The 26477-nt window shown below is 59.3% G+C and carries 22 protein-coding genes and 1 pseudogene; 11 read left to right on the forward strand and 12 right to left on the reverse strand.

The window, feature by feature from the left end; genetic code table 11:
• Positions 1-3: 3 nt before the first annotated feature.
• The 3 genes from H4317_RS06545 to H4317_RS06555 all read right to left on the reverse strand — a co-directional run bounded on the left by H4317_RS06545 (position 4) and on the right by H4317_RS06555 (position 2333).
• A complete protein-coding gene (locus H4317_RS06545; RefSeq protein ID WP_185889327.1) occupies positions 4-393 on the reverse strand; it encodes a hypothetical protein in 390 nt (129 codons plus the stop codon).
• A 236-nt stretch (positions 394-629) separates the two neighbouring features.
• On the reverse strand, positions 630-986 hold the full coding sequence (locus H4317_RS06550; protein WP_185889328.1) for a hypothetical protein: 357 nt from the start codon (positions 984-986) through the stop codon (positions 630-632).
• A gap of 45 nt (positions 987-1031) precedes the next feature.
• Positions 1032-2333, reverse strand: coding sequence for a PAS domain-containing protein (locus tag H4317_RS06555; RefSeq protein ID WP_185889329.1), 1302 nt, complete (start codon positions 2331-2333; stop codon positions 1032-1034).
• Positions 2334-2615: 282 nt separating this feature from the next.
• Here H4317_RS06555 and H4317_RS06560 point away from each other — a divergent pair, with 282 nt between their 5' ends.
• Positions 2616-4088, forward strand: a complete 1473-nt coding sequence (locus H4317_RS06560) for a M48 family metalloprotease (RefSeq protein WP_185889330.1) — start codon at positions 2616-2618, stop codon at positions 4086-4088.
• Positions 4089-4118: 30 nt separating this feature from the next.
• Positions 4119-5693 (forward strand): DUF6770 family protein, encoded by a 1575-nt coding sequence (locus H4317_RS06565; protein ID WP_185889331.1) that lies wholly within the window; start codon positions 4119-4121, stop codon positions 5691-5693.
• Between the two features lie 51 nt (positions 5694-5744).
• Here the strand turns inward: H4317_RS06565 and H4317_RS06570 are convergent, their stop codons facing one another.
• Both H4317_RS06570 and H4317_RS06575 read right to left on the reverse strand, forming a co-directional pair.
• Positions 5745-6203, reverse strand: coding sequence for a GNAT family N-acetyltransferase (locus H4317_RS06570; protein ID WP_185889332.1), 459 nt, complete (start codon positions 6201-6203; stop codon positions 5745-5747).
• A gap of 73 nt (positions 6204-6276) precedes the next feature.
• Positions 6277-7146 (reverse strand): EamA family transporter, encoded by an 870-nt coding sequence (locus H4317_RS06575; RefSeq protein ID WP_185889333.1) that lies wholly within the window; start codon positions 7144-7146, stop codon positions 6277-6279.
• A 295-nt stretch (positions 7147-7441) separates the two neighbouring features.
• Between H4317_RS06575 and H4317_RS06580 the strand changes: the two genes are divergently transcribed.
• The 3 genes from H4317_RS06580 (at position 7442) to H4317_RS06590 (ending at position 9788) form a co-directional block, all read left to right on the forward strand.
• Positions 7442-7984 (forward strand): DUF4136 domain-containing protein, encoded by a 543-nt coding sequence (locus H4317_RS06580; protein WP_185889334.1) that lies wholly within the window; start codon positions 7442-7444, stop codon positions 7982-7984.
• A gap of 109 nt (positions 7985-8093) precedes the next feature.
• Positions 8094-8354: a hypothetical protein gene (locus tag H4317_RS06585; RefSeq protein WP_185889335.1), complete on the forward strand. Its 261-nt coding sequence runs from the start codon at positions 8094-8096 to the stop codon at positions 8352-8354.
• Positions 8355-8699: 345 nt separating this feature from the next.
• Complete coding sequence (locus H4317_RS06590) at positions 8700-9788, forward strand: glycoside hydrolase family 43 protein (protein ID WP_260625845.1); 1089 nt, start codon at positions 8700-8702, stop codon at positions 9786-9788.
• A 95-nt stretch (positions 9789-9883) separates the two neighbouring features.
• Here the strand turns inward: H4317_RS06590 and H4317_RS06595 are convergent, their stop codons facing one another.
• On the reverse strand, positions 9884-11080 hold the full coding sequence (locus H4317_RS06595; protein ID WP_185889336.1) for a Gfo/Idh/MocA family protein: 1197 nt from the start codon (positions 11078-11080) through the stop codon (positions 9884-9886).
• 94 nt (positions 11081-11174) lie between these two features.
• Positions 11175-11678, reverse strand: coding sequence for a hypothetical protein (locus tag H4317_RS06600; protein WP_185889337.1), 504 nt, complete (start codon positions 11676-11678; stop codon positions 11175-11177).
• A gap of 220 nt (positions 11679-11898) precedes the next feature.
• On the opposite strand from H4317_RS06600, the gene H4317_RS06605 reads away from it, so the two are divergent.
• Together H4317_RS06605 and H4317_RS06610 are read left to right on the forward strand one after the other, a co-directional pair.
• Complete coding sequence (locus H4317_RS06605) at positions 11899-12252, forward strand: nuclear transport factor 2 family protein (RefSeq protein WP_185889338.1); 354 nt, start codon at positions 11899-11901, stop codon at positions 12250-12252.
• A gap of 171 nt (positions 12253-12423) precedes the next feature.
• A complete protein-coding gene (locus H4317_RS06610) occupies positions 12424-14613 on the forward strand; it encodes a TonB-dependent receptor (RefSeq protein WP_185889339.1) in 2190 nt (729 codons plus the stop codon).
• 46 nt (positions 14614-14659) lie between these two features.
• Here the strand turns inward: H4317_RS06610 and H4317_RS06615 are convergent, their stop codons facing one another.
• From H4317_RS06615 to H4317_RS06630, 4 genes and pseudogenes are all read right to left on the reverse strand, one after another.
• Positions 14660-15550, reverse strand: a complete 891-nt coding sequence (locus H4317_RS06615) for a glycerophosphodiester phosphodiesterase family protein (RefSeq protein WP_185889340.1) — start codon at positions 15548-15550, stop codon at positions 14660-14662.
• Between the two features lie 10 nt (positions 15551-15560).
• Positions 15561-17066, reverse strand: a complete 1506-nt coding sequence (locus H4317_RS06620) for a calcineurin-like phosphoesterase C-terminal domain-containing protein (protein ID WP_185889341.1) — start codon at positions 17064-17066, stop codon at positions 15561-15563.
• Between the two features lie 143 nt (positions 17067-17209).
• Positions 17210-18703: pseudogene (locus tag H4317_RS06625) on the reverse strand (SusD/RagB family nutrient-binding outer membrane lipoprotein).
• 108 nt (positions 18704-18811) lie between these two features.
• Positions 18812-22000: a SusC/RagA family TonB-linked outer membrane protein gene (locus H4317_RS06630; RefSeq protein ID WP_185889342.1), complete on the reverse strand. Its 3189-nt coding sequence runs from the start codon at positions 21998-22000 to the stop codon at positions 18812-18814.
• 235 nt (positions 22001-22235) lie between these two features.
• Between H4317_RS06630 and H4317_RS06635 the strand changes: the two genes are divergently transcribed.
• The 4 genes from H4317_RS06635 (at position 22236) to H4317_RS06650 (ending at position 25630) form a co-directional block, all read left to right on the forward strand.
• On the forward strand, positions 22236-22940 hold the full coding sequence (locus H4317_RS06635; protein ID WP_185889343.1) for a hypothetical protein: 705 nt from the start codon (positions 22236-22238) through the stop codon (positions 22938-22940).
• Between the two features lie 85 nt (positions 22941-23025).
• Complete coding sequence (locus tag H4317_RS06640) at positions 23026-24099, forward strand: sensor histidine kinase (protein ID WP_185889344.1); 1074 nt, start codon at positions 23026-23028, stop codon at positions 24097-24099.
• A gap of 133 nt (positions 24100-24232) precedes the next feature.
• Positions 24233-25030, forward strand: a complete 798-nt coding sequence (locus H4317_RS06645; protein ID WP_185889345.1) for a LytR/AlgR family response regulator transcription factor — start codon at positions 24233-24235, stop codon at positions 25028-25030.
• Positions 25031-25033: 3 nt separating this feature from the next.
• Complete coding sequence (locus tag H4317_RS06650) at positions 25034-25630, forward strand: phosphatase PAP2 family protein (RefSeq protein ID WP_185889346.1); 597 nt, start codon at positions 25034-25036, stop codon at positions 25628-25630.
• A 14-nt stretch (positions 25631-25644) separates the two neighbouring features.
• Here H4317_RS06650 and H4317_RS06655 read toward each other — a convergent pair whose 3' ends face one another.
• A complete protein-coding gene (locus tag H4317_RS06655; RefSeq protein ID WP_185889347.1) occupies positions 25645-26430 on the reverse strand; it encodes a LytR/AlgR family response regulator transcription factor in 786 nt (261 codons plus the stop codon).
• Positions 26431-26477 lie beyond the last annotated feature (47 nt).

Genomic DNA, 26477 nt, shown 5'->3' on the forward strand with positions numbered 1-26477 from the left:
TGGTTAGGGCCGCTCTACGTCTATTATTTCATCTTTCTCGAGCATAATCTGCAAATCGAGAAGCGTGAGTTCCATCGGTTCCTTGGCAAAGCTTTCGGGTTTGTCTAACTCCTCTACTTTCGTCGATTTGTTGGTCTCGTAGTTGTTGGCCAGCAGGCGGACTGTATTTCCACCTACCTCCTGCACTTTCAGTAGCGAGTAGTTTCCGTTTTCTGTCCGGATATGATAAACGTCGCCTTTGTGCGGCTGATTTACGAAAGCGAGGTTTTCAGTGTGCTGGTTACTGTTGCTTATCAGGCCCAGCCCAACGGCTATAGCGGCTAGGACCAGGCCGGTAAAATGCCACCACGGAGCCCTCACCTGGCGCTTCAGCTCCTGTAATTCCTGCTTCAATTCCGGCGAAAGCTGCTTGGCTGGTACTACCTGCTGGCAGTTGCTGCACGCAGACTGGCCGACTTTGCCCAGCGGAACCAGAGGTATCCAGTATATGTGCGCATACCGCCCAAATACACTCAAACTCAGTGTGTCAGAAGCGGCACATGCCGGGCAAGCACCGGGTGCAGATTTGGTGCCCAGATAGGAAGTCTTATAGCCGTAAATAACCATCAGATAGCCAGATAGAAGTTTGCTTAGGTTGTGCTGCTCTGCTCCATCTTCTGCAGGAGTGCCGCAATCTGGTCGGCGTAGCTGTCAATCTGCTCCAAGCCGGTGCGCGACTCTTCCAACTGCCCCCGCTGGTATTGGCGCACCAATGCCTGCCCAGAATTAAGCATACGCTGTAGCACCCGCTCAATCTCCCGCACCTCGGGGTAGGCGCCGTACTTCGGTTTTACGATGGTGTTCAGCCACTCGCCCAGCGGGTTCTGCTGCATTGAAAACAGGGCGTCGTCGGCCTCCCGCACCCCGTAGAGCACGGAGCGCAGGCGAGACTTGAACAGCACCTGCTTGATGCGGGCCTGCTGGAAATCCAGGTTGGTTATGTCCATAGCACTAGCCCGGATGGTCGCCTGTTAGAAGAAAAGGATGCCATCTTATTGAGCAGAAGGGCCAGCGTTTTGAATCTGCTGGCGAGCCAGCACTAGGTCGGTTACATCGAAGGCAAACACCGTAATGCCGGCTTTCTGACCGCCTTCCAGGAATAGTTGGTAGGTGAAGTTGAGGTAGCGGCGCTGTAGCTGGCCGTTGCCGTCCTGGTCAAGCATGATGTCAACCTCGTTGCCGATAAAGGTTTCGCCTGTGTTATACACGTTGTCGAGGAGCGGTATAAAGCCCTGTTCCACGACTTCCGGCATGGCTTCAGCCACCGTTTTGCCTACCAGCGTACGGTTTGGGAACAGCTTCTGGTACTCCGGATTCACAAACTCAAAGCGGTGCTCCGGGCCCCGCAGAATGCAGATCATGGCCGGCGTCTGCATGAACAGGTTGAAGAAGGTTTCGCGCTGCTGCACGGCCAGCTGGTAGGCCTCATAGGCCTGGTCTGAGAGCTGAGCCTGCTGCTCGTTGGTTTCCAGCAGCTCCTGCACCATCTGTTTCTGGTCATGGATGTCGGTGCCGCCACCAACCCACATCGTAATGTGGCCTTCGTCGTCGCGGCGGGGCAGGCCGCGCATCAGCATCCAGCGGTACTGTCCATCGGCACGGCGCAGGCGGTACTCTACCTGGTAGGGCTGGCCGGTCGCTACCGATTCGCCCCAGGTTTTCAGAACCCGTTCCCGGTCGTCTTCATGCAGGTTGTCTATCCAGCCGTTCTGTAGCTCATTGGCCAACTCGCGGCCCGTAAACTGCAGCCAGCGTTGGTTAAAATAGTCGCGTGTGCCATCTGGCTGCGCCGTCCAGACCAAAATCGGCACCGACTCCAACACGAACCGCATGCGGTTCTGGGTTTCGTTGAGGGCACGCTGGGTTTCGGCGGCCTGCAAAGCAGCCCGGTGCTTCTCCGTGACGTCCTGCGTGCGCTGCAGAATAAACTGCAGCTGGCCCTGAGCGTCCAGAATCGGGTAGTGCGTTGCTTCCCAATACAGCTCTTCCAGGCCACCACCTTGTGCTTCGGGGCGCTCCAGGTCGTAGCGGATCAGCGGCATGGTATGGGGCGTCAGATGCTGACGCACATGCGCGTGCGACTCCCGGATAACGCCCGCCGATTCTTCATCAGTAGATGGAAATGCATCAAAAAACGGCTTTCCTACCACCGATTGGCGGCTTTTCAGGGACACGGCCTCATGGCTGTCCGTATTGTCGACGATAGTGGCGTCGGCGTCGGGAGCTATGAGCAGAAAGTTTTCGGGCAGCGCCCGAAACAGTTGTTGGTAGTCGACCGGAAAAGCAGAAACCATATGGAAAGCGCAAACGATGAAGAATCAGGCGGAATAAGCAATAGCAAAGGTAGGGCAATCAGGCCACCAAATAAGCAGGTTGCGCGGAGCAGCGCCGTTTTCGTCGGTGTCCGATGATGGACTGCCAAATCCATGCTCAAATCTTTACTGGATTTTGGCTTGGCCTGCCGCTTACAAATAAAAATAGTAGAAGATAGGCATTGCATTATATCCGAACTGTAGCATAGCTTTAAGGCACTAATTCACATTATGCTGCCCGGAAACCGCCAGGGTTCCCGCTTTATGTTCCGATACTTTTTTGCGCTGCTCCTGCTGAGCCACGTCACGTTCGGTGCTCAGGCGCAGGACGCCGCTTATCTACCCTATTTTTCTTCTGATACGACGCAGGTATATCAGCTGGCCGTAGCGCACCGCAATGCTATCCGGGCGCATTTTGGCCCCCCGAAAACCGGCAACAGCGAATACCGGGAACATTACCGGCGCATTGTGCAGCAGGCATCCACGGAAGTCTACAATTCCATTCGCTATTCGGCCTTGCTCGACCCGGTGCTGGATGCCAGCGTGCAGCGCGTATTCCGGCAGATTCTGCAGGCCAACCCGCAGCTAGCTACCACGAAGCTGGTGCTCACCCGCAACCCCGAAGCCAATGCCTATGCCGTTGGCAACGGCACTATCATTCTGAATATCGGGCTGCTGCCGTCGTTGGAGAATGAAAGTCAGCTGGCCTTCATTCTGTGCCACGAGCTGGCGCATGTGCAGTGCCGCCACATGGAAACCGGCATTCAGGAGCGGCTCAGCACCATTCATAGCCGCGAGATGCGCCGGCAAGTGCGCCGCATTGTGCAGGCCGAGTACAACATCAACTCTAAAATGAAGGCGCTGGTGATGGGCCTCTCGCTGGATGGCACTTACCACCAGCGTCGCCACGAGCGGCAGGCCGATTCGCTGGGCTATGTGCTACTCAAACGCACCGCCTACGAGGCGCCGCAGGCCTACCGGGCTCTGCAGCTACTCGACCAGATGGACGAACCCGCTTCTAAGGACCCGCTGGAAATGTCCCGCTACTTCAGCTGTGCCGATTTCGCGAAGGTATTTGAAACGGTGCCTCCGAAACCCCAGTCTATTTTCGCGGTGAAGGCGGCCGAAAAGACCGTGCTAGAAACCACTGACACGCTCAAGTCGCACCCCGACTGTGCCAAGCGCATGCGCTACATCCGGGAGTTGGCACAAGGACAGGTGGCAGAAGGCGTGCAGCCAATGGCGCCGGAGTTTGCGCGGCTGCGGGCTCTGAGCCGCCTAGAAGTAGTGCAGAGCTGGTTTGATACCGACTGCTACGACCACGCCCTGTTTGATGCCCTGCTTTTGCTGCGCGACGACCCGCAGAACGCCTACCTGCGCTCCGTGGTGCAGCTTAGTCTGTTTGAGCTACGCAAGCACCTAATTGACCACCGCTTCACGGAAGTCGTTTCGAATCTGTCGGCGCACAACCCGGCCAATTTCAACCAGCTGCTAAACACACTTTACGGCCTGCGCAACGCCGACTACAAAGGGCTGAGCACCTGCTTCGCGCAGCAGCAGCCGGCCCCCTCAACTGCCGATGAATACGCGCTGGCCGCCCGCTACGCCGCTGCCGCCCTCGCCGACGACCAGGCCCAAACCACTGTGCTGCAGCAGCAATACCTCGCGCAGTACAAGAGCGGGCGGTTTGCAGCACTGCTTTTTCCGACTCCGGTTTCCTCCGTCAAACGCAAATAATTTCTCTATTACCCACACTTCTACCTTTTTATGTTTCAGTTCAAACGCACGCTCCTGACGGCCGTGCTGGCTCTCGCGGCTTCGGCGGCAGCCTTCGCCCAAACCCAAACCCTGGACGGCATCGAGCGGATGGCGCGCTCCGGTATTTCGCCGATTTATGCCGGCAACGAGGTCAAAGGCTACATCCTGTATGCCAAGGCCGACAAAGCCGACCGCAAAAACGACAACTACCGCCTTGATTTCTACGACCAGGACCTGAGCAAAGTATCGACGGTGACGATACAGAAGCCGTCGGGCAAGTATTTCCTGCTCCAGAACTCGTTCAACGGCACGGCGTTCGGGCTGTATTTCTACAACCGCAAGGATAAGACGCTCGAAATCGAAACCTACGACACCAGCCTCAAAAAGCTGGGTACCAAGGTTATTGAGGACCTGTCGAAGGCCGACAACATGATGATTCAGCAGCGCCTGCAGAGCACTGACAACAACGAAACCATGTACGGCGGCCTGAACCTGGAGCCGGTAGCCGACAAGGGCTTCGTGCGCAACAGCTTCGATGGCATGATGAAGAGCTATGCGCTGCAGATGTACGACAACAACCTGAACCCCAAATGGCGCCTGGCCTCCGACCCCAAGTCGAAGTACTACGAGTCCATCGTCATCAATGAAGTGAACGACAAGTACCTGGTGGGGACCATCATGCGCCGGGACGGCATGATGTCGCGCAAGATTGAGTCGTACATGGTGGCCATTGACGTGAACACCGGCAAAAAGGTGCTCGACCAGCCCGTGGAGTCCAGCAAAACCGAGCAGCTTTCGCTTAGCTCCTTCACCTTCGACAAAGACAAGCGCGAGTTTGTGGCCGTGGGCGAGTACTACAAGCCCGACGATAAACCCTTCGTGCAGAAAAGCCAGGGTTTCTACATCAAGCGGTTCTCGGAGGCTGGCAAGCCGCTGGGTGTGAAGCCCTATAGCTGGCAGAAAGAGGTGAAAGCCGCACTGCCCGCCGAGGCCAAAGCCAGCATGGACGACGGCTACGTGAACTTCACGCACTCCATTGTGAAAGGCGCCGACGGCAAAATGTACATCGTAGCCGAGCAGTTTAAAATCGTGGCCGACGGGCTGGGCATTGCGGCCACAGCGCTGGGTGGCCGGGGCATGTCCATGTCGAAGGGTTTTATCGGCAACATGCTGATCTTCGAGCTGAATCCGGAATTTGGTCTGAACGCCATCAAGTTCTACCCGAAAGACCGTTCCCGCTCGGTGCTGCCCTCCGGGACCGGCTTTATGGGCGCGGGCCTGCTGGGCCAGATCATGAAGTCGCAGGGTGACTTTGACTACCAGTTCCTGCAGCGCAACAATGCTGGTTCGCTTTTCAACGTGGTGTATATCAACTACGACAAGGAGAAGGGCGAGGCCACCAAAAAGGTGATTGGCAACATTTCTTTCGGCGAAAACGGCCAGTTCACTATCGATAAGATTGATGGCAGCAGCAGCGCCACCAGCTCGTTTGTGTACCCAGCCAAACCCGGCTATGTGATGATGGTGGACTACCTCAAAAAGCAGAGCCAGCTGGGCATGAAGCTCGTGAAGCTGAACATCTGATTTGGCCTCTGGCGGATCAAGCAAAAGGCCCGGCAATTGCCGGGCCTTTTTTTATGCGCTAGAGGGCCGCACCATATGAATATGCGGAATACCGTCTTCGAGGTAGCCTTCGCCGAGCTGCTGAAATCCAAAGCTTTCGTAAAACTCCTTAAGGTAGAGCTGCGCCCCAATTTGAATGGGTTGCGGCCCGAATAGCTGCTCTACTGCCGCAATAGACTGCCGCAGCAGCTCCCGCCCCAGCCCGTAGCGCCGGAACTGCGGGCTTACCACCACCCGCCCGATGCTGGCCTCGGGGTAGCTGATGCCGGCCGCGAACAGCCGCGTATAAGCCGCCAGTTCGCCGGTTTCGGTGTGCCCAAGCAGGTGGTATGCGGCCTGGTCATGCCCATCGATGTCTTGAAACGCGCAGGTTTGCTCCACCACAAATACCTCAGAGCGCAGCTGAAGCAGAGCATATAGCTCCGGGAGCGTCAGTGCCGAAAAAGGCTTGGTAGTCCAGATGAGAGTCATAGGGAAAGCATATGAAAGGTAAAGATGGCCGAACTGAAAGATGCAAAGGACTAGCAATGGAGCCAGCCATGGTCTAGTTGTCGCCGGCAATAGGCTGGGCGGCGGTAGTGGTAAGCGTGGCTCCGAAGCTGGCAACCACAATGAAAGCTACCGCCAGCCATTGGTTCACGGTAAGCTCCTCACCGAGCAGGAGCCAGCCGGAGAAGGCCGCTGCAACTGGTTCGAGGCTCATTAGAATGCTGAACGTGCGGGTAGGCATAGTGCGAAGGGCCTGCATTTCGAGGGAAAAGGGCAGCACACTGGAAAATACGGCCAGCAACGTACCCAGCAGTAGCAGGTGCGGCGTGAGAGCCGAGAAGCTGCCACTGGCTGCCCCGAAAGGCACTACCGCCAGTGCCGCAAACAACATCCCGACAGTCACGGCCGTTTGGCCCGGAAGTACAGCTGCCGTACGACGGCCCAATACGATATACAACGCCCAGCAGGCTCCGGCCGCCAGTGCAAATCCTGCCCCTAGTAGGTCGAGGCCCTGGCCGCGCCACGGCGTGATAAGGGCAATGCCGGCCCCAGCCAACACTACCCATACAATATCGAGGGCGCGGCGTGAGCCTGCCAGCGCCAAGCCTAGTGGCCCCACAAATTCCAGCGTTACTGCTAGGCCGAGTGGAATGCGGGCTAGCGCGCAGTAAAACAGAAAATTCATGAGGCCCAGTACCAGCCCATACGGCACCACACTCCGCCACTGCGCCGGCTGTAGCTGCTGTAGCCGGGGGCGCACCACCAGCAACAGCACGAGTGCCGAGAAACCGATGCGCAAACTGGCCGTGCCAGCTGGCCCAAGCACCGGAAATAAGCCTTTGGCAATGGCCGCACCGCCTTGCACACTCACAATGGAAAGGAGCACGGCAGGCAGCGGCGGTAGCGTAAATCGGGAAGAAGACATCAAGGATAGAGCCGGATACAGCTTGGTAGTAAAACGACGCCCTGCCTTTCGCATCTGGCCGGCTGCGAAACTACTCCGAAGTTCTTTGACCTAGGTTGAGGTGAGTGGCCGAGCCCTGTAAGTTGCCGTATCGTGGCACCGCAGCAGTAGTGGGGTTAGGCCAGAGTGTCGCACGAATCTGCCGGGCCGTTCGCCCTGCGTAGTGCTATCTGCGTACTAAAAACAAGGCTGTAGTATGGGCTGGCGCATTATTGCCCAAGCCAAGTCAGCTCCTGTCATCTTCTAATCTAATGCTATGAAACCCTTCCTGATAATGATGGTACTGCTGGCCGGTGCGGCCTGTTCGCCGGTCCGGGTAGAATCTACGACCCAGACGCCGGGCGTTGATTTCTCGGCTTACAAAACCTACAACTTCCTGGACGTGACGGCCCGCAATGAAGATGCTTTTCGAGGAAGCAGCGCCAGCATAGAAGACCTGAAGCGGGCCGTGTCGCGCGAAATGGAACTGCGCGGCTACCAACGCGCCGACTCGCCTGACTTATGGGTGAATATTGGCGTGGTAACGGAATCGAAGGTGCAGACGCGCGAAACCAATATTCAGTGGGACGGCCCCCGCTATATCGGGCAGCGCAACTACCACTGGCAGGTGCAACAAGTGCCGGCCGGAACCTATCGGGAGGGCACTGCCACCGTGGATATTGTGGATGCAGCCCGCAACGAGCAGATATGGCAGGGCGTGGCGGCCAGCCCGCTGTCAAAAGACTCCGAAAAGCTTGCCGCCCGAATAGATGAGGGCATTGCCACGATGTTCAAGGAGTATCCGGTGGCGCCTCGGTAAGGTAGAAAGTACCACGAAACAGTCACTCAATCACCTGTCAAACCGTACTGCTGAACTACCAGATGCACGCATCGGAAGTCGAAAAATCTAACCTCGCATCTTCACACCTATGAAAAAGAAAGCAACTGCCCGCGTACTTATTGGCGCCTCTCTGGCCGCCGTTGCCGGAGCCTACTTCAGCTACACCCGGGGCCAGTGGCCGTTCAAGAGCGTGCCCGCCGGTTCAGCCGCCGACATTGAGAAAAAGCGCAAAGCCGCTACGGCTCCCGTCGATGTAGAACTCACCAATGAAGTAGCCAGCTACACTCAGCACAACCCCAACAACGCCGCCGACTTCACCGACGACGGCGCTACCGGCAACGCTGACTAGGCAAATTCTCTGCGCCACAAAGGCCCCGTTCTGCGAAGAACGGGGCCTTTGTGCGAGGTGTGAGTACGGAATAAAGCCTGACTGCTGGTACGCGGGTACTATTAGGCTGAGAAAATGCAGGCAATGTTGCTATCGGAATCGATTGGATAGTTTATCTGCAGTAGTAAGGCTTTTCGAGTGAATTAGTGGATAGCGGGGAAGTCTATATTTGGCGCCTACAGCAGTGGTTTGCGGCTGGTCGGAACTGTCTTACAGACCCAGCCGGGCCGCCGAAAAATAAGCCTCCTCTCACCCTAAAACTCCCCGACCTTGCCGTTTCAGTACACACCTCGCACTCGGTCTTCGTTGGCTCTCCTGCTGCCACTGGCGCTGGGCAGTGCCTGCCAGAGCAACACCACCAACACCGAAAATAACGCTACAGAGGCCACTACCCAGGATGCCGCCGCGTCAGATTCGGCTAGCCGGAAGTATCTGGCCAAACCACTTATTAAGGAAATCTATACCGCCGACCCCTCGGCCCACGTCATAAACGGCAAAATCTACATCTACCCTTCGCACGACATCGAAACGGGTATGCCGGAAAACGACAATGGCGACCATTTCGCCATGCGCGACTACCATGTCCTGTCCATGGACAGCATTGGTGGCAAGGTTACGGACCACGGCGTAGCCCTGGATACCAAGGACATTCCGTGGGCTGGCCGCCAGCTGTGGGCGCCGGATGCGGCCTTCAAAGACGGTACCTACTATCTATACTTTCCGGTGAAGGACAAGCAGGACGTATTCCGGATTGGGGTGGCCACCAGTACGTCGCCCACTGGCCCGTTCAAGGCCCAGCCCAAGCCGATAGAAGGCAGCCTGAGCATCGACCCGGCCGTGTTTACCGACACCGATGGCAAGACCTACCTATACATGGGCGGCATCTGGGGCGGGCAGCTGCAGCGCTGGCGCACCGGTAAGTACGATGCCAGCAAGCCCAAAGAGCAGGAGCCGGGGCCTAAAGAAGTGGCACTCGGCCCCAAAATGGCGCGTCTCAGCTCCGATATGCTGCGCTTCGATGAGCCGGTGAAGGAAGTACAGATTCTGGGGCAGGATGGCAAGCCTTTCTTATCCGGCGACAACTCGCACCGCTTTTTCGAGGGCGGCTGGATGCACAAGTACAACGGCAAGTACTACTTCTCTTATTCCACCGGCGACACGCACCTGCTGGTATACGCCACCGGCGACTCGCCCTATGGCCCCTTCACGTATCAAGGCGTGCTCATGAACCCGGTAGAAGGCTGGACCACCCACCACTCCATTGTGGAGGTAAAAGGCAAATGGTATATCTTCTACCACGACACCGAGCTGTCGGGCAAAACGTGGCTGCGCAACGTGAAAGTGACGGAACTGACGCGCAAGCCCGACGGCGGTCTGGAAACTATCAATCCGTAAGGGAGGGGCATTGGTCCCGAAAAAGCCGCCTGAACAGGAGTTCGGGCGGCTTTTCCATTGGCCTAAAGAGTAGAGGCGGCGGTAAGAAACCTCTACTATCGGCTGCCTACCTTATCCAGGACAGACACTATATCTTTGGTAGAAACCTGCTGGCCGGTTTCGGCGGCGCGGTAAATGGCTTGCAGTAGCTGCACGTCGCGGAGGCCCATTTCGCCGGGTACGCGGGTAGGCTTATCATTGAGGATGCAGTCGGCGAAATCGTCCATCTGGCGGGCCTGCTGGGGCACGTTCTGCAGGTTCATCGGGCCCTGGCTGGTGCGGCCTGCAATGCCGCCGTACCCAAAAGCCGGCTGTAGCTCCATCCAGCCTTTGGCGGTTTCGGCGCGCAGACGGCTATTGAGGTTTTCGGCGTAGCTGGTGCGGCAGTCGGCCACGGAGCCGTCGGCGAACTGCATCTGCCAGTTCATACCTGCTTCGACCTCCCGGAACAATCCTTTCGGGTCGGGGTTGGGCGCGAGCTTGGCCGTGACGGATACTGGCAATTCGCCTTTGGTATACACCACACCCTGCAGGCAATAAATGCCCATGTCCATAAGCGGACCGCCGCCGGACAGTTCCTTGTCCACGCGCCAGGGCGTGTCGTTGTTGAAGCGGAAGCCGTTATCCGCCACCAGGCTTTTGATAGGCCCCAGTATCTTCTGCTGGCCCAGGCGCATCATTTCCTGGTGGTGCGGCTCGAAGTGCAGCCGGTAGCCAATGCTGAACTTCTTGCCCGATTTCTGCATGGCCGAAATCATGCGGCGGCAGTCGGCAGTGGTAGGGGCCATGGGCTTCTCGCAGATGACGTGCTTGCCCATGCGTGCGGCCCGCTCCACATATTCGGCGTGCAACCCCACCGGCAGCACAATATAGATGATGTCAATGGCCGGGTTGTCGGCTATCCTGTCGAAGGTCGTGTAGTCGTAAATATTCTGGTTGGGCAGGCGGTATTGCTGCTTCCACTTTGCGGCTTTTTCCGGCGTCCCCGTCACGATGCCGGCCAGCTTGCAAAGTTTGGTTTGCTGCAAAGCCGGCGCCAATTGTCCGGTGCTGTACTTGCCCAGCCCCACCAACGCCACGCCCAGCTGCCGGCCGCTTTGCAGCGCATCAAGCGTAGCTGGCCCGTAGCTGCTCTCCGGCAGCCACGCCAGCGGCCCACCCAGCGCCGAGGTGCCTACGAGCGTGGCGCTCAGCCCCAGGGAAAGTTGGCGCATAAACTCCCGGCGCGAAGTAGAGGAATCGAAACGGTTCATGTCCAAATGGTGTGGTGCAGCTCTGATGTACCGTATTGCGCGGGTCTGGGTTGCTGCCGAGCTGGCAAGTCAGCGGGTTGTAATGCCCACCGAACTAGGCCCGCAGCCAGCGTTCCATGCGCGGAAAACCGCCAGTGGTAGTTAGTCCCATCCACACCAGCAGTGGCAGCCCGATGTACTGGCCGCCTGTAAAGCTGCTGATCAGCCACTCGCTCTGGCCCTTGTAGCCATCCGGATGAAACACCACGGCAGCCGGTAAATCCAGGGCCAGCGCGGCGGCATAGCTCCAAGCCAGCACCGCCATTTCCTCGCCTTCTTTCTCCGGGTGATGCTCCGTGACGTTGCCGCCCACGGCGGGCCGTTCGGCAGCAGTTGTCACGGCGAGGTGACCGGCCTCGTGCAGAATGTCGCCGGGGTAGAGCAGGCGGCGGCGGTCCACTACCAGCGCGCCGCGTTCCAGCAGCAGCCCCGGCAGAAACGTAGGCTGCTTCAGCGTTGCCTCGCGCACTTCCAGCCCGATTTCACGCACGAAAGCCAGCAACGGGTCAATTTGGGCGGCCGGCGCGGCTTTGGGTTTCGAGGAGAACAGGCGGAACATAGACACGCAATCAAGAAATGAGGACACAACCAAAGCTCCAAAGTAATGATGTACCGTCTGAAAGAGAAGGCCGTACCACCAGCTCCATCTTTAGACACCATTGCTTGACGAAGTTCAATAATAGGCTTAGAATGGATATGCGCTACTTTTAGCCCGACCAGCGTCTGCCCGGATGTTGTACGTCTGGCAGGCTAACACAGCAACACAATAACTCATGATTATGGAAAAGCCCAACCAACGCTTAATTGAAAAGGCATATGCTGCCTTCAACGCAAGAGATATTGATGCAGCGCTATCAACAATGCATCCGGATATTCAATGGCCAAAGGCATTTGAAGGCGGGTATGTGAGTGGGTACAACGGGATAAGAGACTATTGGACAAGGCAGTGGACAGAAATTAATCCCAGGGTTGAGCCAACTGGGTTTGAAGAACGGCAGGATGGGACAGTAGCAATTACTGTTCATCAGGTGGTGAAGGATTTACAGGGCGCGACACTGTTTGATGGAACGGTAAAGCACCTATACACTTTGCAGGATGGTCTCCTGCGAAGAATGGACATTGAACTCGTATAAGCTGCACCCTCACTAGGCATGTGAGAAGCTTTGCATAGCGGGCCTTTGGCTAATTAGCCAATATGTCTGGCCCGTCTACACTTCATCCGCCTAATCTGACGCTTCGGTAACAGCAAGTTTCTATGGCCCCGGCAGCCGCCCACTTTTGGGTATCACCTAGCTGCTACCCCCATGAAACGTCTGCTACTCGTGCTACTGCTACTGGCTCCCATGCTGGGGCTGCGCGCCCAAACTCCCACGCTGCTTCACGGTACCATCCATGACGGACAGGGCCAGCCGCTGCCGGGGGCCAACGTGTTCCTGCGCGGCACCTTTGATGGTACGGCTACCGATTCGCTGGGCGCGTTCCGGCTGGAAACTACGCAGGCTGGGGCGCAGGTGCTGGTGCTGAGTTTGCTGGGCTACGAACCCCAGAACTTGCCCATCCAGTGCAGCGGTCAGCCCCTGAAGCTGCAGCTGAAGATGAAGGCCGACCGACATCAACTGGGCGGCGTCACGATTATGGCCGGCGCTTTTGAGGCCAGCGACGAGAAGCGTGGGGCCGTACTCAAGCCCCTCGACATTGTGACAACGGCTGGCGCGCTGGGAGATGTAGCCGGAGCCCTGAACGCCCTGCCCGGCACAACGCGGGTAGGGGAGGAAGGTAAGCTGTTTGTGCGCGGCGGGGCCGCCCACGAAACCAAAACCTACCTCGACGGCCTAGCCGTGCAGACGCCTTACAACGGCTCGGTGCCCAGCGTGCCGGCGCGGGGACGGTTTTCGCCTTTCCTGTTTAAAGGCACTGTGTTCAGCACCGGCGGCTACTCTGCCGAGTACGGACAGGCCCTGAGCGCCGTGGTGCTGCTCAATACCACCGACCTGGCTCCCGAAACCCAGACTGGCGTGAGCGTCATGTCGGTGGGTGGCAGCCTGAGCCAGGTGCAGCGCTGGGAGCGGACGTCGGTGGCCGTTACGGCCGATTACGTGAACCTGCAGCCGTATTTCGGGCTGGTACCGCAGTCATTTGGCTGGGTGAAAGCCCCGCAGACGCTGGGCAGCTCCGTGAGCCTGCGCCACCGTACCGGCGAGGCCGGCATGCTGAAAGTGTACGGCGTGTGGCAGCAGCAGCGCCTGAGTCTGCGCCAGCCTAACGAGCAGCTCAGCGCCGACCGCACCGTGGGGCTGCACAATGGCAACGGTTACCTTAATGCCACGTTCCGGAGTCCGCTACGCGGCGGCTGGAGCCTGCAGACCGGCGCTGCCTTCACCCGCGACGACAATACCGTGCGTCCGGATGCCGCCCGCTTGCAGGAACTGGAGCAAAGCATCATCGGGCGGGTAGTACTCACCAACGATTCGGCGGGCACTAACTGGACCCTTAAAGTGGGGGCCGAAGGCATGGGCCAACAGTATCGCCGCACCTATCAGGAAACCAGCGGCGCCCCCACCTGGAATGCGGGCCGCTTCACGGAGCGCCGTACCGCGGCTTTCGCTGAAGCTGATATCAGCCTCTCAGACCGCCTGATGGCGCGCGCCGGGGCCCGCGCCGAGTACTCAGGGCTGCTGAACCGGTGGAACGCGGCACCACGCCTGGCGCTGGCCTGGCAGACAGGAGCCAACAGCTCGGTGTCGGGGGCATATGGCCTGTTTTATCAGACGCCTACCAACGACCTGCTGCGCGTGAGCAGTGCCCTGCGCTTCGAGCAGGCCCAGCACAGCATGTTCACCTACCAACGTACCCACGACGAGAAAACCCTTCGCGCGGAAGCCTACTACAAAACCTACGACCACCTCACCGTTTTCGATCCGCAACGCACCACCGAAGCCAGCGCCTACCGCAGCACCTGCACCGGCTATGCCCGCGGCCTCGACCTATACTGGCGCGACCGGAAAAGCCTCAAAAACACCGATTACTGGATCAGCTACGGCTTTCTGGACACGCGCCGCCAGTCTCGGCAAGACCCGGTTTCGGCAGTTCCCACCTTTGCAGCGCGGCACAATCTGAGCCTTGTTGGTAAATACTGGGTAGCGAAACTGCACACGCAGATCGGCTTTACGGCCAGCTACGGTAGCCCGCGCACCTACCACAATCCCAACCAGGAAGGCTACAACCAGGGCCGCCTGCCCAGCTACCAGGACCTTAGCCTGAATGCCAGCTACCTCACCACCATTGGCAAGCAATTCACTATTATCTATGTGAGCGTGAGCAACGTACTGGGCCGCGACAATGTGTTCGGCTACCGCTTCGCCGATACGGCCGCGCCGGATGGCTCTTTTGGCCGCGCCGCTGTCACGCCTTCTGCCCCGCGGATGCTGTTTGTGGGCGTGTTCGTCTCCATCAATAAGAACAAGAAAGCAGATCTGAATACCGCGCCCGACTAACACCCGGCTGAGGCGTGTAAGCTGCCAAACTTTCTGTCAGCGAGTATTACGGCTGCTTTCTGGCCGTGGTGCCGAACAGGTCGGGATAGTCGGTGATGATTCCGTCTACCTGCAGCTTGGTCAACCGCTCTATGGCGTCAGCAGAATTAACGGTCCAGGGAATAACCTGAATACGCTGCCGATGGCACTCGGCCACCAAATCTGGCGTAACCAGCAGATACGCGGGGCTGTAGATGGTAGGGCGGAAGCTAAGCCGCGCCAGATTTTTCGCCAGACCCTGTTGGTTTTCGACGAGCAACGCCGTGCGCAGGGCAGGGTAGAGGCGGTGGACTGCTTCGAGTGTGCGTGGGTCGAAGGACTGAATCGTGACCCGGTCCAGCACGCCTTTTGCCACCAGAACCGGCAGCAGCAGCCGCACAAATTCCTCCGGGGCCGGGTGCAGCACTTCGTCGCCGGCCGGCGAGAGTTTGGTTTCGAGGTTGTAGCGCGGCGCGGGAAGCTTTTTTAGCGTGGCATATGCCTCCGCCGAATCGATGACTTCGGCAAGCAGCGGCTTGTAAGTACGCAGCTTCTGCTGACGCGGAAACTTAGGGTGGCCGAGGCTGCCCACGTCGTAGCGCCGGATTTCGGCATAAGGCAGCGCATACAGACGCAGCTGTTTTTCCTCGGCCTGCGTGATGCGCCGGCCATCAGGGCGCAGCACAAAATCGGCGTTCATGAATGGGTCGTGGGAAAGCAGCACCTGCTTGTCCTGGCTGATGCCAAGGTCCATTTCCAGGGTCGTTACGCCCAGGTCCTGCGCTTTGCGCATGGCCGGAATGGTGTTTTCGGGCATCAGGCCGCGGCAGCCCCGGTGGCCCTGCCGGTCAAACGTACCAGGCTGGGCAGCTGTGCTGAGTGCAGGCAGGAGCAGCAGGAACAGAGGCAGTAACTTCATGAGCAGGTTGCTAGGCCGTCAGGGTGTCCGTATATACCTGCCCAAACCGGTCCGTAACTTCTACGCGGATGGACTTCGCCTGCGCCGATACGGTGGCTACAAACAGATGCTCGGTAAGCGTTGGGTCAACCCACTTGTGCTTGGTGGGCAACGCCGGCCCCGCGTGTAACCGCACCGACAGCGGATCGAGGCCGGTGTACTGCTGCATCTCGCCTTTGCGCACGCCATCTTCAAACCACACGACTTTCCAGGCGGGGTCCCAGTTCCAGACGTTTACGGCTAGTGCTTCGGGGCGCTCTGGCAGGCTGCCTTTCGGGTAGATGCGGAACTGGTGGCTGCGCTCCTGCCCAATGGCTTTGTAGTACCATTTCAATTCCGGGCCGTGCACCTCATACACACCATAGCCACCGGGTGTGCCATCGGTGCAGATAGGGCCGGTCCACCACGCGCCGCACACCGTGCCGTGCACATGTTCGGTCACGTTGTCGGCAGTTTGCAGCACCTCATTAAAGTGCGTGTGGCCCGACATAATGTGCGCCTTGTAGGGTTGCAGCAGGCGGTACAGTTCTTTGCGGTTGGCTACCACGCCGCCCATCGGCTCTTCTTTGTCTTTGTTGCGGATGTGCTGCCGGGTGTAGGGCGGAATGTGCAGGCTCACGACCACCGTCGTGCCGGATTTCACGTGCGCTAGGTCCTGCTCCAGCCACGCCAGCTGCCGCTCCGTGAGGTAGCCGATGTACTTCTTGGCGGCCCCAATAAAAAACACATCATCGAGCACCACGTAGTGGATTTCGCCGCGGTTGAAGGAGTAGTAGGTGGGGCCGAATAGCTTCTTGAACGTATCCGTTGAGCCTTCATCGGTGCGGGCGGTCAGGTCCATGTCGTGGTTGCCGATAACCTGGAAGAACGGGATGCCAGTGCTGGCTGCGCCCTGCTGGTAGTCCTCGAACAGCTCGAAATGGTCCCACACCAAGTCGCCGCACCCGATGCCGTGAAACAGGGCCCCAGCGCCGTAGCTGGCTACCAGCTTCTGGGTGTCGGGCACGGCGGTGGCCTTGAATTCGGCGGCGTCAGCCTTGGAAATCATCTGTGGGTCAGCCCACACCAGGAAGTTGTGCCGGGTGTCGTCCTGCGCGAGCTTGCGCAACTCAAAATCAGCCTTAAACCGGCCGCGCACAGGTTCTTTGCGGCGGTAGAAGCGGGCCACTCCTTGCTCGTGCGGAAACCCATAGCCGCGCGGTACCGAGACGTAGACGAATTCAGCGGCGCCGCTGCTTTCCAGCTCGTACTGGCCCTTCGCATCGGTGAGCACCACGCTGATGCCGTCCGTCACGGCCACGCCCGCTATGCCCTGCCCACCCGCATGCACTTTGCCGGTGAGCGTAGCTACGGCAGTTTCCTTACCAGTAGCCGCCGGGGACGTTTTGGGCCGGGCCAGACCTAGGTTCACGTCCAATGTAATGCCCAGTCCGGCTAAGCCAATGGATTTGAGGAAGGTTCTGCGTTGTTGCGACATGGTAATCGGTAAGATTGTTGAATGAGCGTCATGCTGAGCCTACCGAAGCCTCTCTACCGCTGCGCCCTCATAAGAGGAGTCGACTTAGTGGTAAAGAGACTTTGGCAGGCTCAGCATGACGGGTTAGCCAGCGTGGGAGTACCCTATTTTTCCCACCAGACTTTAGTGTTTACATCATCGGCGCCCATGGCCTGCACGGTGGTGCGGTAGTTGGCGGCGTTGTTGGTCTGCACTACCAGCGGGTAGCGGAAGCGCACCGGCATCCGGCCACCATTCTGCAGGTCCTGGCCGCGGGGCAGCACCGGCAGGCCCGTGCGGCGGTATTCAAACCATTGTTGGTAGTCGTTGAAATACAAAGCATAATACTTCTGCAGCATGATGCGCTGCAGGGTGCCGTCGTAGGAGGCGGTTGTGTTCTGGAAGTAGGTGGCTGGCAGCACGGCGCCCCACTGCTCCACGGCCGCCTTCACGCCTCGCTCGTAGTGCGTGCGGGCATCGGCAGTGGTCCAGCCTTTCAGGGCGGCCTCCGCCCTGATGAATTCTACTTCCGCGTAGCTCATTAGTACCGCCGACATGGGGGCGGCCACCGTGGCCGTTACCAGCGCAATGTTCTGGTTAGACGGCTGAAACTGAAATTGCCCGTCGCTGCCGGCGTAGGCGCTCGGAATGCCCCGGTAACCGATGGTGGCGCTGCCACTCTGGTTGCGGGCCTGGGTATTGAACTTCGGCAGGCGCGGGTCGCTCCAGGCGTTCAGGTTGTCGATGAAGAACTCGGCAGCGGCGCGGCCCGTCGTGAAGTCGATGGCACGGCCCCACGGTGATACGCTGGGCGCTACGCCCGTTATTTTCAGGATGGCCGCTTCGCTGTTCTGCGTGAACACCGGGTAGCGGGTCGGTTCGTTGAGCATAGCCGCCAGGCGGGTGGGCGTGTTCATCTCTGTGCGCTTGCTCACGCGCAGCAGCAGGCGCATCCGCAGCGAGTTGCAGAACCGGCGCCAGTTGGCCACGCTGTTGTTGTAGAGCAGGTCGCTGCCGTAGCTCATGGCCTTGTTGGTATCGAACAGGCTATTGGCGCGGTCCAGGTCGTCGAGCAGCTGGGTGTAAATCTGCTGTTGCGAGTCGAAGGCCGGGTACAGGATACCTTCCTCGGCGCGGCTGGCCTCAGTCATCGGCACGTCGCCGAAACAGTCGGTCAGGTTGGCGTACACCCAGGCATTCAGGGTCATGGCCACGGCCTCGTAGTTGGGGTCCTAGGCGGCTACGGCCGCGGCGCGCATCTCCCGGATATTGGCCAGCCAGCGGTAGTACGTGGTCCAGGTAGAGTTGCCGGCACTTTCGCTCACCACGTAGCGGTGCACCCCGCCCGAGACGCTCGGAAACGGCAGCGCCACCTGCATAATGTCGAACGTGAAGGCATCGGCGCGCTGCGCGTTGAAGGCCGCCACTTCGTACACAATCGGGTTCAGCAGCGTGCCCGGGCTGATTTTCTCGATGCGGTTGGGGTCGGTATTCAGTTCCTCAAACCCATCGGTGCAGCCGGCTAGGCCACAACTCAGGGCCAGGAGCAGCAGAAGTGTATATTTTTTCATCGGAAATAGGAGGTCAGGAGAAGGGAAGAAGCGTACTCGGAGTGTCATGCTGCGCGTTTCGAAGCATCTCTACCGCTTCGTTGAGAATCGTTAGACGAAGCAGTAGAGATGCTTCGATAAGCTCAGCATGACTACTGTTCTGGTGATATGCACATGCTAGAACTGCAGCGTGAGGTTCACGCCCATCGTGCGGGTGGAAGGAAGCTGGCCGATTTCGACGCCGGGCAGGATGGTGCCGCCGTTCAGGGCCGCCGTTTCGGGGTCGAACATGGGGAACTTGGTCCACATGGCCAGGTCGCGGCCGTAGAGGCCGATGGTGGCGCCGGTCAGGGCTTTGGTTCTGGCCAGCAGCGCGGCAGGCAGGTTGAATTCGAGGCGGGCTTCGCGCAGCTTGAGGTAGGAAGCGTCAAACGAGTTACTCTCAATGTTGGCGCGGCGGTAGTACTCGGCGTAGTAGGCGGCTGGAATTACTTTGGTCGTGTTCGGTGAAAACGAGCCGTCGGCATTCTTCACTACGCCGTCCCCGATGATGAACCCTTCCTCCCGGCCCGGTAGTGTCGATTTCAGCTTGCCCTGCTCGCTCATCTTGTGGTGCGTCTGCGAGTACACAATGCCACCGTATTGCCCATCAAACAACACGCTCACCCGGAAATTCTTGTAGGAAAACTCGTTCAGCAGGCCCCCTTTCCAGTCGGCGTAGGCCCGCCCGATGTACTTGATGGCGGCCGGCTGCACCGGCAACCCGTCTTTGTTGTAAATGATTTTGCCATCGGGCGAATAGTCGAAGCCGAAGCCGTAGATGTCGCCGGTGGTGCCGCCTACGGTGGCCAGCAGCGTAGCCGTGCCGCCCGTGCCAATCACCTGCTGGTCGGTGAGGCCCTCGGCCAGGCTAAGCACCTTATTGCGGTTGCGCGACCAGGTGCCGGTAGTTTTCCACTTGAAGGCGTTGTTGTCGATGGGGCGGGCATTCAGCACCACTTCTACGCCCCGGTTGCGCACCTCGCCGGCATTCAGCAGGGCGCGGCTGTAGCCGGTGGTCGGGTCGATGGGCACTTCCAGAATCTGGTTGCGCGTGGTGTTCTGGTACACCGTCACGTCGGCCCCAATGCGGCCCTGAAACATCAGGTACTCCACGCCGGCCTCGTAGCTGGTCGTAATTTCGGGCTTGAAATTGGTGTTGAACAGCGTGGTGGGCACTGAGCCGGCGCCGGGAAAGTCACTGCGGCCGTAGTATTTGCGGGTGTAGTACGGGTCGGTGTCGTTGCCGACCTGCGCCGCCGACAGCCGCACCTTGGCCAGCGAAATGGAGGTGGGCATTGGCAACAGCTCGTTCAGGATAAAGCTGGAGCTGATGGACGGGTAGAAAAACGAGTTGTTCTGCACTGGCAGCGTGCTCGACCAGTCGTTGCGGCCGGTCAGATCCACGAAGATCTTGTCGTCGAACGACAGCGAGGTGAGGGCGTAGAGACTGTGGATGCGGCGGGCCGTGGTAGTGCTGGTCAGCAGCGGGTTGCTGAGGCCGTTGGTGAGCTTGTACACGCCCGGAATCACGAGGCCGTCCACCACGCCGTCGGTGCCCCGGTAGCGGCGGTACATGGCGTTGCCGCCCATTGAAGCGCGCAGGTCGAAGTGCTGGCCCAACTGCTCATGGTAGGTCAGCAGGAAGTCGGTATTGGCCTCGTAGTTGCTGATATCCTGCTGCTTGAAGTAGCCCTTCTGGAAGTTGGCGGTGCTGTAGGGGCGACGCATTTCGCGGTTTTCCTGGCTCATGGCAATGCCCGAGCGCGCCAACAAGCTCAGTTTCGGCGTGAGGTCGTAGGTGGCCGAGAGGTTGCCCACGGTGGTCCGCGTCGTCACGGCGTTGGTCATCTCATAGGCAATCAGATACGGATTGTCGATGAACGTGCTGAACGGGTGCACCTGGTCTACCTGCTCAAGGCCGTTTTTCCAGATGGTGCGGTACGCGTCGAGCGGCACGTTGGGGTTCTGGAAAATCATGAAGTACGACAACGACTGGTTGTTGTAGCCGGTGGCGGGCAGGTTGTCGCTGGTGCGGTTCGTGAAGTTGACTTTGCCCGCCAGTTTCAGTTTGCTGGCAATGGTCTGGTTCACGCTCAGAGCTGCTGTGAGGCGTTCATAACCCGTGTTGGGCATAATCCACTCGTTTTTGGAGTGCGTCACAGAAGCGCGGGCCGAACTGGTTTCGTTGCCGCCTTCCAGCGCCACGCTGTTGGTGAGCGTGGAGCCCGTCCGGAAAAAGCCCTTGATGTTGTCCTTGTAGGGCACCCACGGCAGCCGCTCCGCCGACTGAGCCTGCGTTACGGGGTCGTACTGGTAGTACATCTGCCCATTGAACTTGGGGCCGAAGGCGCTGCTGGTGCCGCCCGTATTGGCGCCATCGGCGGAGGCACCGTAGGAGTAGTACATGTCGCCGGCCGCGTTGAACGAGCGGCCGGTGCCCTGGCCGTACTCATACTGGTACTCGGGCCACTGCAGCACGGTGTTCACGCTGTAGTTGCTGTTCACCGTCACGCCCAGGCCCTTCTTTTTGCGCGAGCCGGTTTTGGTGGTGATGATGAGGGCACCGTTGGCGGCACGACTACCATACAAAGCTGTAGCGCTGGCGCCCTTCAGTACCGTAATGCTGGCAATATCGTCGGGGTTGATGTCGGCAATGCCATTGCCGAAGTCCACGGGCACGTCGTTGCCGGAGCCGGCCCCGTAGGCACTTCCCACGCCGGAGCTGGTCAGGCCGCTGTTCATGGGCACGCCGTCCAGCACAATCAGAGCGTTGTTGCCGTTGGGGTTCAGGGAGTTGTCGCCACGCAGCGAAATACGGGTGGAGTTCACCGGACCCGAGCCTGACGAAATCAAATTTAGGCCCGCCACCTTGCCCGATAGGGCCTGCGAAAAGTTGTTCGGGCGGGCTTCCAGCAGGGCGTCGCCGCCAATTGTCTGAGTAGCGTAGCCCAGCGCCTTCTGCTCGCGCTTGATGCCCAGGGCCGTTACGACCACCTCATTCAACTGCTTGGCGTCGGGCGTGAGCCGCAGGTTGAGCTGGGTTTTGCCTTCCACCGGCACTTCCCGCGTCAGGAAGCCGATATAGGTCACGAGCAGCACTGCATCGGAAGGCGCGCTGATGGTGTAGGCCCCCTGTGCATCGGTGGAGGTGCCATTGGTGGTGCCTTTCACTACCACAGTGGCACCGGGCAGGGCCTGGCCCTGGTCGTCGGTTACGCTGCCCGAAATAGTTTGGGATTGTGCAAAGGCGCTGCTGCTCAGCAAAAGCACAGGGAGGCCCGTCGCACAGAGCCGGGAGGCTCGGGCTAAGTAGTTGTGAGGCATGGGCTTGGGTGGTTATTTCGACCACAAAACTATCTGCCTCCCATTATCAGAATATTACCGGAAGAATAAGCTATTGTATAGTTCACGGCATTGATGAGTGGCTGGAGAGAAAGCCCGAATCCGGTATGACGACGCTTCATCCGGCATATCCGACACTTCGGCAACTGCAAGTTTGCTGGCGGCTTAGCGGCGCGCACCTTTGAATCACTCAACCGCCACTAACCTCCTCCACATCATGAAAAAGACGCTCCTTCTGCTCGCTCTCGCCGCCTCCTTCGCCGCGCAAGCCCAGGCGCCAACTACCGCCGCTGCTCCCGCTGCCACCGCCGCTGCTCCCGCTGATGCCTACACCACCATGATGGCTGCCACCATCACGGAATTGATGAAATCCGGGGAAGTACCGCAACTCATGCAGGCCGATGCCAAGCTGGAGCGCGCCGCGGCCGTGGCCCCGCAGGACTGGCTGCCCCGCTACTACCAAGCGTATGCCCGCGTTATTGCCTGCTTCGTGACCAAGGAAGGGGATGAGGCCAAGGACAACTACCTCGACCAGGCCGATGCCGCGCTGGCCCAAGCCCGTAAGCTGCGCGGCGACGAGTCGGAGGTGAGTGTGCTACAGGCCTACATCTACCAGGCCCGCATCATGGTGTCGCCGATGACGCGCTTCATGGCCTACGGCGGCAAAGTAGAAGACGCCCTGACCCAGGCCCAGACCGCCAACCCCCAGAACCCCCGCGTGCTGCTATTGCGCGGCAACAACTTCTACTTTCGGCCCAAGATGGTAGGCGGCGGCCCCGATGTGGCCAAGCCTTTCTACGACCAGGCCAAAGTGAGCTTTGCGGCCTTCAAGCCCGCTTCGGCACTGGCACCTAACTGGGGCGAACGGCAGCTGCTGGGCCGTCTGAAACAGTACGAAACCGCTACTACCAGTGCGCAGTAACCGGCCCGCTCTGGCAATGGCCGCGCTGGTTCCGGCCGCCGCGGATGCTGCCGGTTTCTGCTTAGATTCGGGCCCTTCTTCCGCTATGAACGAACAGCATCCCGCGCTTCTGCCCCTGCACCGCCGTCCGAAAGAGCTGCTCCGGCTGCTAGGCATTCTGCTGCTGATAGCGGCGGTGATAAGTGTGACCATGGATCTGGCGGCCTGGGGCAATCTGCCGGATATGCTGCTCAATTTCATCATCACCTTTGCCTACACGGCCGGGCTGTGGCTGGTGAACGGCTACGCGGTAGAATGGCTCAACTCCCGCGCCGACTGGACGCGGCAGCCTGCGCGCCGCTTTCTGTTCACGCTGGCTGCCTCGCTGGTGGCCTCCATGGTGGTGATTCTGGTGGTGAACGGTACGTTTCATGTGCTGTATCTGCGCCAGCCGGTTCGGATGATATTTGCCGCCCGCATGTGGCCGCAGTATGCGTTTCCGCTGATTATAACGGGGGTTGTGTCGTTGTTTCTGCACAGCCGCTCATTCCTGCAGCACTGGCGCGAGGCGGCCATCCGGGCCGAACGGGTGGAAAAGGAAAACGCCGTGGCCCGCCTCGATTCGTTGCGCCGCCAGGTAGATCCGCACTTCCTGTTCAATTCCCTGAATGCCCTGACTTCGCTGGTAGAAGAAGACCCCAGCCGCGCCGTGCGCTTCATCCGGCAGCTCAGCCAGGTCTACCGCTACGTGCTCGATAGCCAGGAGCAGGAAGTGGTATCGGTGGCGGAGGAAATGCGCTTCGTGGAGTCGTATCTGTTTCTGCAAAGAACCCGGCTGGGCGAGGGGTTGAGCGTGGAGCTGAAGCTGCCTCCTGCGGCTGCGTTGGAAACACTGCTGGTGCCCCCGCTAGCCGTGCAACTACTGCTCGAAAACGCCCTCAAGCACAACGCCACATCCCAGCGCGACCCACTGCGCATCACGGTGGAACTGGATGCTGCCGCGCGCCGCCTCACAGTACGCAACACCTTGCGCTACCGCCGCGTGCCCGAAGGCGAATCGACGGGCCTTGGCCTGCAGAACCTGCAGGCACGCTATGCTTTTCTGACGAGTGAGTTGGTGGTAGTAGTCAAAACCGAAACCGAGTTCATCGTAACATTACCGCTGCTGGAGCTGGAATAGGTGCAAAGGCCTGCAGCGCCATGCTAAGCTGGCCGAAGCGGGAGTGCTGCTGCGGCCAGTTTACCCGTTGATTTCATTCTCTGGTTAGCAGTAACCAGTTGCCGATTACTATCCAACAAGCCTCTGCCTTTTTATGGCTCTCATTACCACGCAACCACTCCGTGCCCTCATCATCGAAGACGAACCACTGGCTGCCAACCGCTTGGCCGGACTCCTGAAAAAGCAGCCGCAGCCAGTAGAAGTAGTTGGTATGGCCGAATCGGTGGTGGAGGCGGAGGCACTGTTGCGGGCGTTGCAGCCCGCGCCCGACGTGTTGTTTCTGGACATTCATCTGGCCGATGGGCTGAGCTTCGAACTGTTCGAGCGACTCGAAATCCGCAGTCCGGTCATCTTCACTACGGCCTACGACAAGTATGCTCTGCGTGCGTTCAAAGTGAACAGTGTGGACTACCTGCTCAAGCCCATAGCCCCGGAAGAACTGACGGCGGCGCTAGCCAAGCTGCAGCGCCAGCGCGAAGCTGCCGCCCCGCAGTTTGATGCAGCCTTACTGGCGCGAGTACTGCAGCAGGCCCAACCGGCTAAAGAGTATAAGTCGCGGTTTGTAGTGCGGGTGGGCGAGCATCTGAAGGCCATTCCGGTGGAGCAGATAGCCTACTTCGCCAGCCTGGAAAAAGTGACGTTGCTGCATACCCGTGAGGGCCGCCGCTTTGTGGTGGACTACACGCTGGAGCAGCTGGAGCAGATGCTCGACCCTACGGAGTTCTTCCGCCTCAACCGCGCCTATCTGGCCCATGCAGAGGCCATCCACGACATCATCCACTACACTAATTCGCGCCTGCAAACTGTCCTCAAGCCCACCGCCCCCGACAACGACACCGTACTAGTCAGCCGCGAGAAAGTAGCCGCCTTCAAGGCCTGGCTGGACCGCTAAATTATGCTCGACTCGTTGATGGTGCGCCGGGTGGCGGCGGTAGTATCCGGGCTGGGGCACCCGTTGATACTGGTGCCGACGATGGTGGCTTTTGTGGCCGTGCGGCAGTGGCAGGGCGCGGCTTCCGGGTGGGCTATTGGCAGCGTGCTGCTGGTGGTAGTGCCCATCGGCTTGTGGAACCTGCGGCAGACGCGGCGCGGTACCTACACCAACTTCGACGTATCGGAGCGGAAGCAGCGCAACTCCTTTTATCCGGTGCTGCTGGCGTTGCTGGGGCTGGCCACGCTCGTGCTGTTCTGGCAGCAGCAAGCCGACGGCGGGTTCCGGTACGGCCTGCTGGCGGCGTGGGGACTTCTGCTGGCGTGCTACCTGCTAAATTTCTGGCTGAAAGTGTCGTTGCACGCGGCTATTTCCTTTTTCCTAGCCTGCGTGTTGCTACGCCTGGAACCCACCTGGGGCGCAACTGCTCTGGTGCTGGCTACCCTGATTGCCGCTTCGCGGCTTGTGCTGCGCCGACATACGCTGGCCGAGCTGGTAGTCGGCAGCGTGGTTGGCGGGGCAGCGGGTGGCGGGCTGATACGGTTTCTGTCCCAGAACTGAGAAATCCATAAGCCTTAGCCTTCCAGCCAGTTTTTTACCAGCGCTGCTTTCTCCCGGCTTACGACTACTTCTTCATTTGGGGTAGGGTGTAGTTCCAGCAGGAGCTTGCCGTTGAAGTGCGGGTGCAGGCGCTGCACGGCGGGTAGCTGCGCAATGAACTGGCGGTTGAGGCGGAAAAACTGACGCGGGTCGAGGAGGGTTTCCAGCTGTTCCAGCGTGTAGTCCACCACAAAGCGGCGGCCGTCGGTGGTGGCGAGGGTGGTAGTTTCGTGGCGGCTCTGAAACCAGGCAATTTGGGTTGCCTGCACAGGCAGCAGTTGCTCGCCACTGCGTACCAGAAAGCGGACCTTGTAGTGGTGGTCAGGGCGGGGTAGCGCATCCAACAGGCGTTCCAGACGATGCGTGGCGGTATCCGGCGGCGTTGTGGTTCCTGTGGGCGCTGGTACGCGCCATTCACGTAGTTTGGTGAGGGCTGCCTGCAATTCAGTCAGCTTCACGGGTTTCAACAGATAGTCGACGCTGTTGGCCTTAAAAGCCCGGATGGCATAAGCGTCGTAGGCAGTGGTGAAAATGACCGGACTGCGCACTACAGTCTGCTCGAACACCTCTAGGCTCAGGCCGTCAGCTAATTGAATGTCGCTGAGAATTAAGTCGGGGGCGGGGTTGGAATCCAGCCACTGCAGGGCCCCAGCCACGCTATCCAATACGGCCAGCATCTGCGCCTCGGGGGCAGCCTGGCGCAGCAGGCGCTGGAGCCGTTCGGCAGCTGGATATTCGTCTTCAAGCAGCAAAATAGTCATTCTGTCCAAAAGCAGGCAGGTGTAAAATAGTAGTTGTCAGAGGGGCG

It is taken from the genome of Hymenobacter sediminicola, from assembly GCF_014250515.1.
Taxonomy (GTDB): Bacteria; Bacteroidota; Bacteroidia; order Cytophagales; family Hymenobacteraceae; genus Hymenobacter; species Hymenobacter sediminicola.

Excerpts from the sequence above, each read along its gene's own strand:
- H4317_RS06550 (WP_185889328.1), bottom strand. The coding sequence starts at position 986 with ATGGACATAACCAACCTGGATTTCCAGCAGGCCCGCATCAAGCAGGTG.
- H4317_RS06555 (WP_185889329.1), bottom strand. The coding sequence starts at position 2,333 with ATGGTTTCTGCTTTTCCGGTCGACTACCAACAACTGTTTCGGGCGCTG.
- H4317_RS06560 (WP_185889330.1), top strand. The coding sequence starts at position 2,616 with ATGTTCCGATACTTTTTTGCGCTGCTCCTGCTGAGCCACGTCACGTTC.
- H4317_RS06565 (WP_185889331.1), top strand. The coding sequence starts at position 4,119 with ATGTTTCAGTTCAAACGCACGCTCCTGACGGCCGTGCTGGCTCTCGCG.
- H4317_RS06570 (WP_185889332.1), bottom strand. The coding sequence starts at position 6,203 with ATGACTCTCATCTGGACTACCAAGCCTTTTTCGGCACTGACGCTCCCG.
- H4317_RS06575 (WP_185889333.1), bottom strand. The coding sequence starts at position 7,146 with ATGTCTTCTTCCCGATTTACGCTACCGCCGCTGCCTGCCGTGCTCCTT.
- H4317_RS06580 (WP_185889334.1), top strand. The coding sequence starts at position 7,442 with ATGAAACCCTTCCTGATAATGATGGTACTGCTGGCCGGTGCGGCCTGT.
- H4317_RS06585 (WP_185889335.1), top strand. The coding sequence starts at position 8,094 with ATGAAAAAGAAAGCAACTGCCCGCGTACTTATTGGCGCCTCTCTGGCC.
- H4317_RS06595 (WP_185889336.1), bottom strand. The coding sequence starts at position 11,080 with ATGAACCGTTTCGATTCCTCTACTTCGCGCCGGGAGTTTATGCGCCAA.
- H4317_RS06600 (WP_185889337.1), bottom strand. The coding sequence starts at position 11,678 with ATGTTCCGCCTGTTCTCCTCGAAACCCAAAGCCGCGCCGGCCGCCCAA.
- H4317_RS06605 (WP_185889338.1), top strand. The coding sequence starts at position 11,899 with ATGGAAAAGCCCAACCAACGCTTAATTGAAAAGGCATATGCTGCCTTC.
- H4317_RS06610 (WP_185889339.1), top strand. The coding sequence starts at position 12,424 with ATGAAACGTCTGCTACTCGTGCTACTGCTACTGGCTCCCATGCTGGGG.
- H4317_RS06615 (WP_185889340.1), bottom strand. The coding sequence starts at position 15,550 with ATGAAGTTACTGCCTCTGTTCCTGCTGCTCCTGCCTGCACTCAGCACA.
- H4317_RS06620 (WP_185889341.1), bottom strand. The coding sequence starts at position 17,066 with ATGTCGCAACAACGCAGAACCTTCCTCAAATCCATTGGCTTAGCCGGA.
- H4317_RS06630 (WP_185889342.1), bottom strand. The coding sequence starts at position 22,000 with ATGCCTCACAACTACTTAGCCCGAGCCTCCCGGCTCTGTGCGACGGGC.
- H4317_RS06635 (WP_185889343.1), top strand. The coding sequence starts at position 22,236 with ATGAAAAAGACGCTCCTTCTGCTCGCTCTCGCCGCCTCCTTCGCCGCG.
- H4317_RS06640 (WP_185889344.1), top strand. The coding sequence starts at position 23,026 with ATGAACGAACAGCATCCCGCGCTTCTGCCCCTGCACCGCCGTCCGAAA.
- H4317_RS06645 (WP_185889345.1), top strand. The coding sequence starts at position 24,233 with ATGGCTCTCATTACCACGCAACCACTCCGTGCCCTCATCATCGAAGAC.
- H4317_RS06650 (WP_185889346.1), top strand. The coding sequence starts at position 25,034 with ATGCTCGACTCGTTGATGGTGCGCCGGGTGGCGGCGGTAGTATCCGGG.
- H4317_RS06655 (WP_185889347.1), bottom strand. The coding sequence starts at position 26,430 with ATGACTATTTTGCTGCTTGAAGACGAATATCCAGCTGCCGAACGGCTC.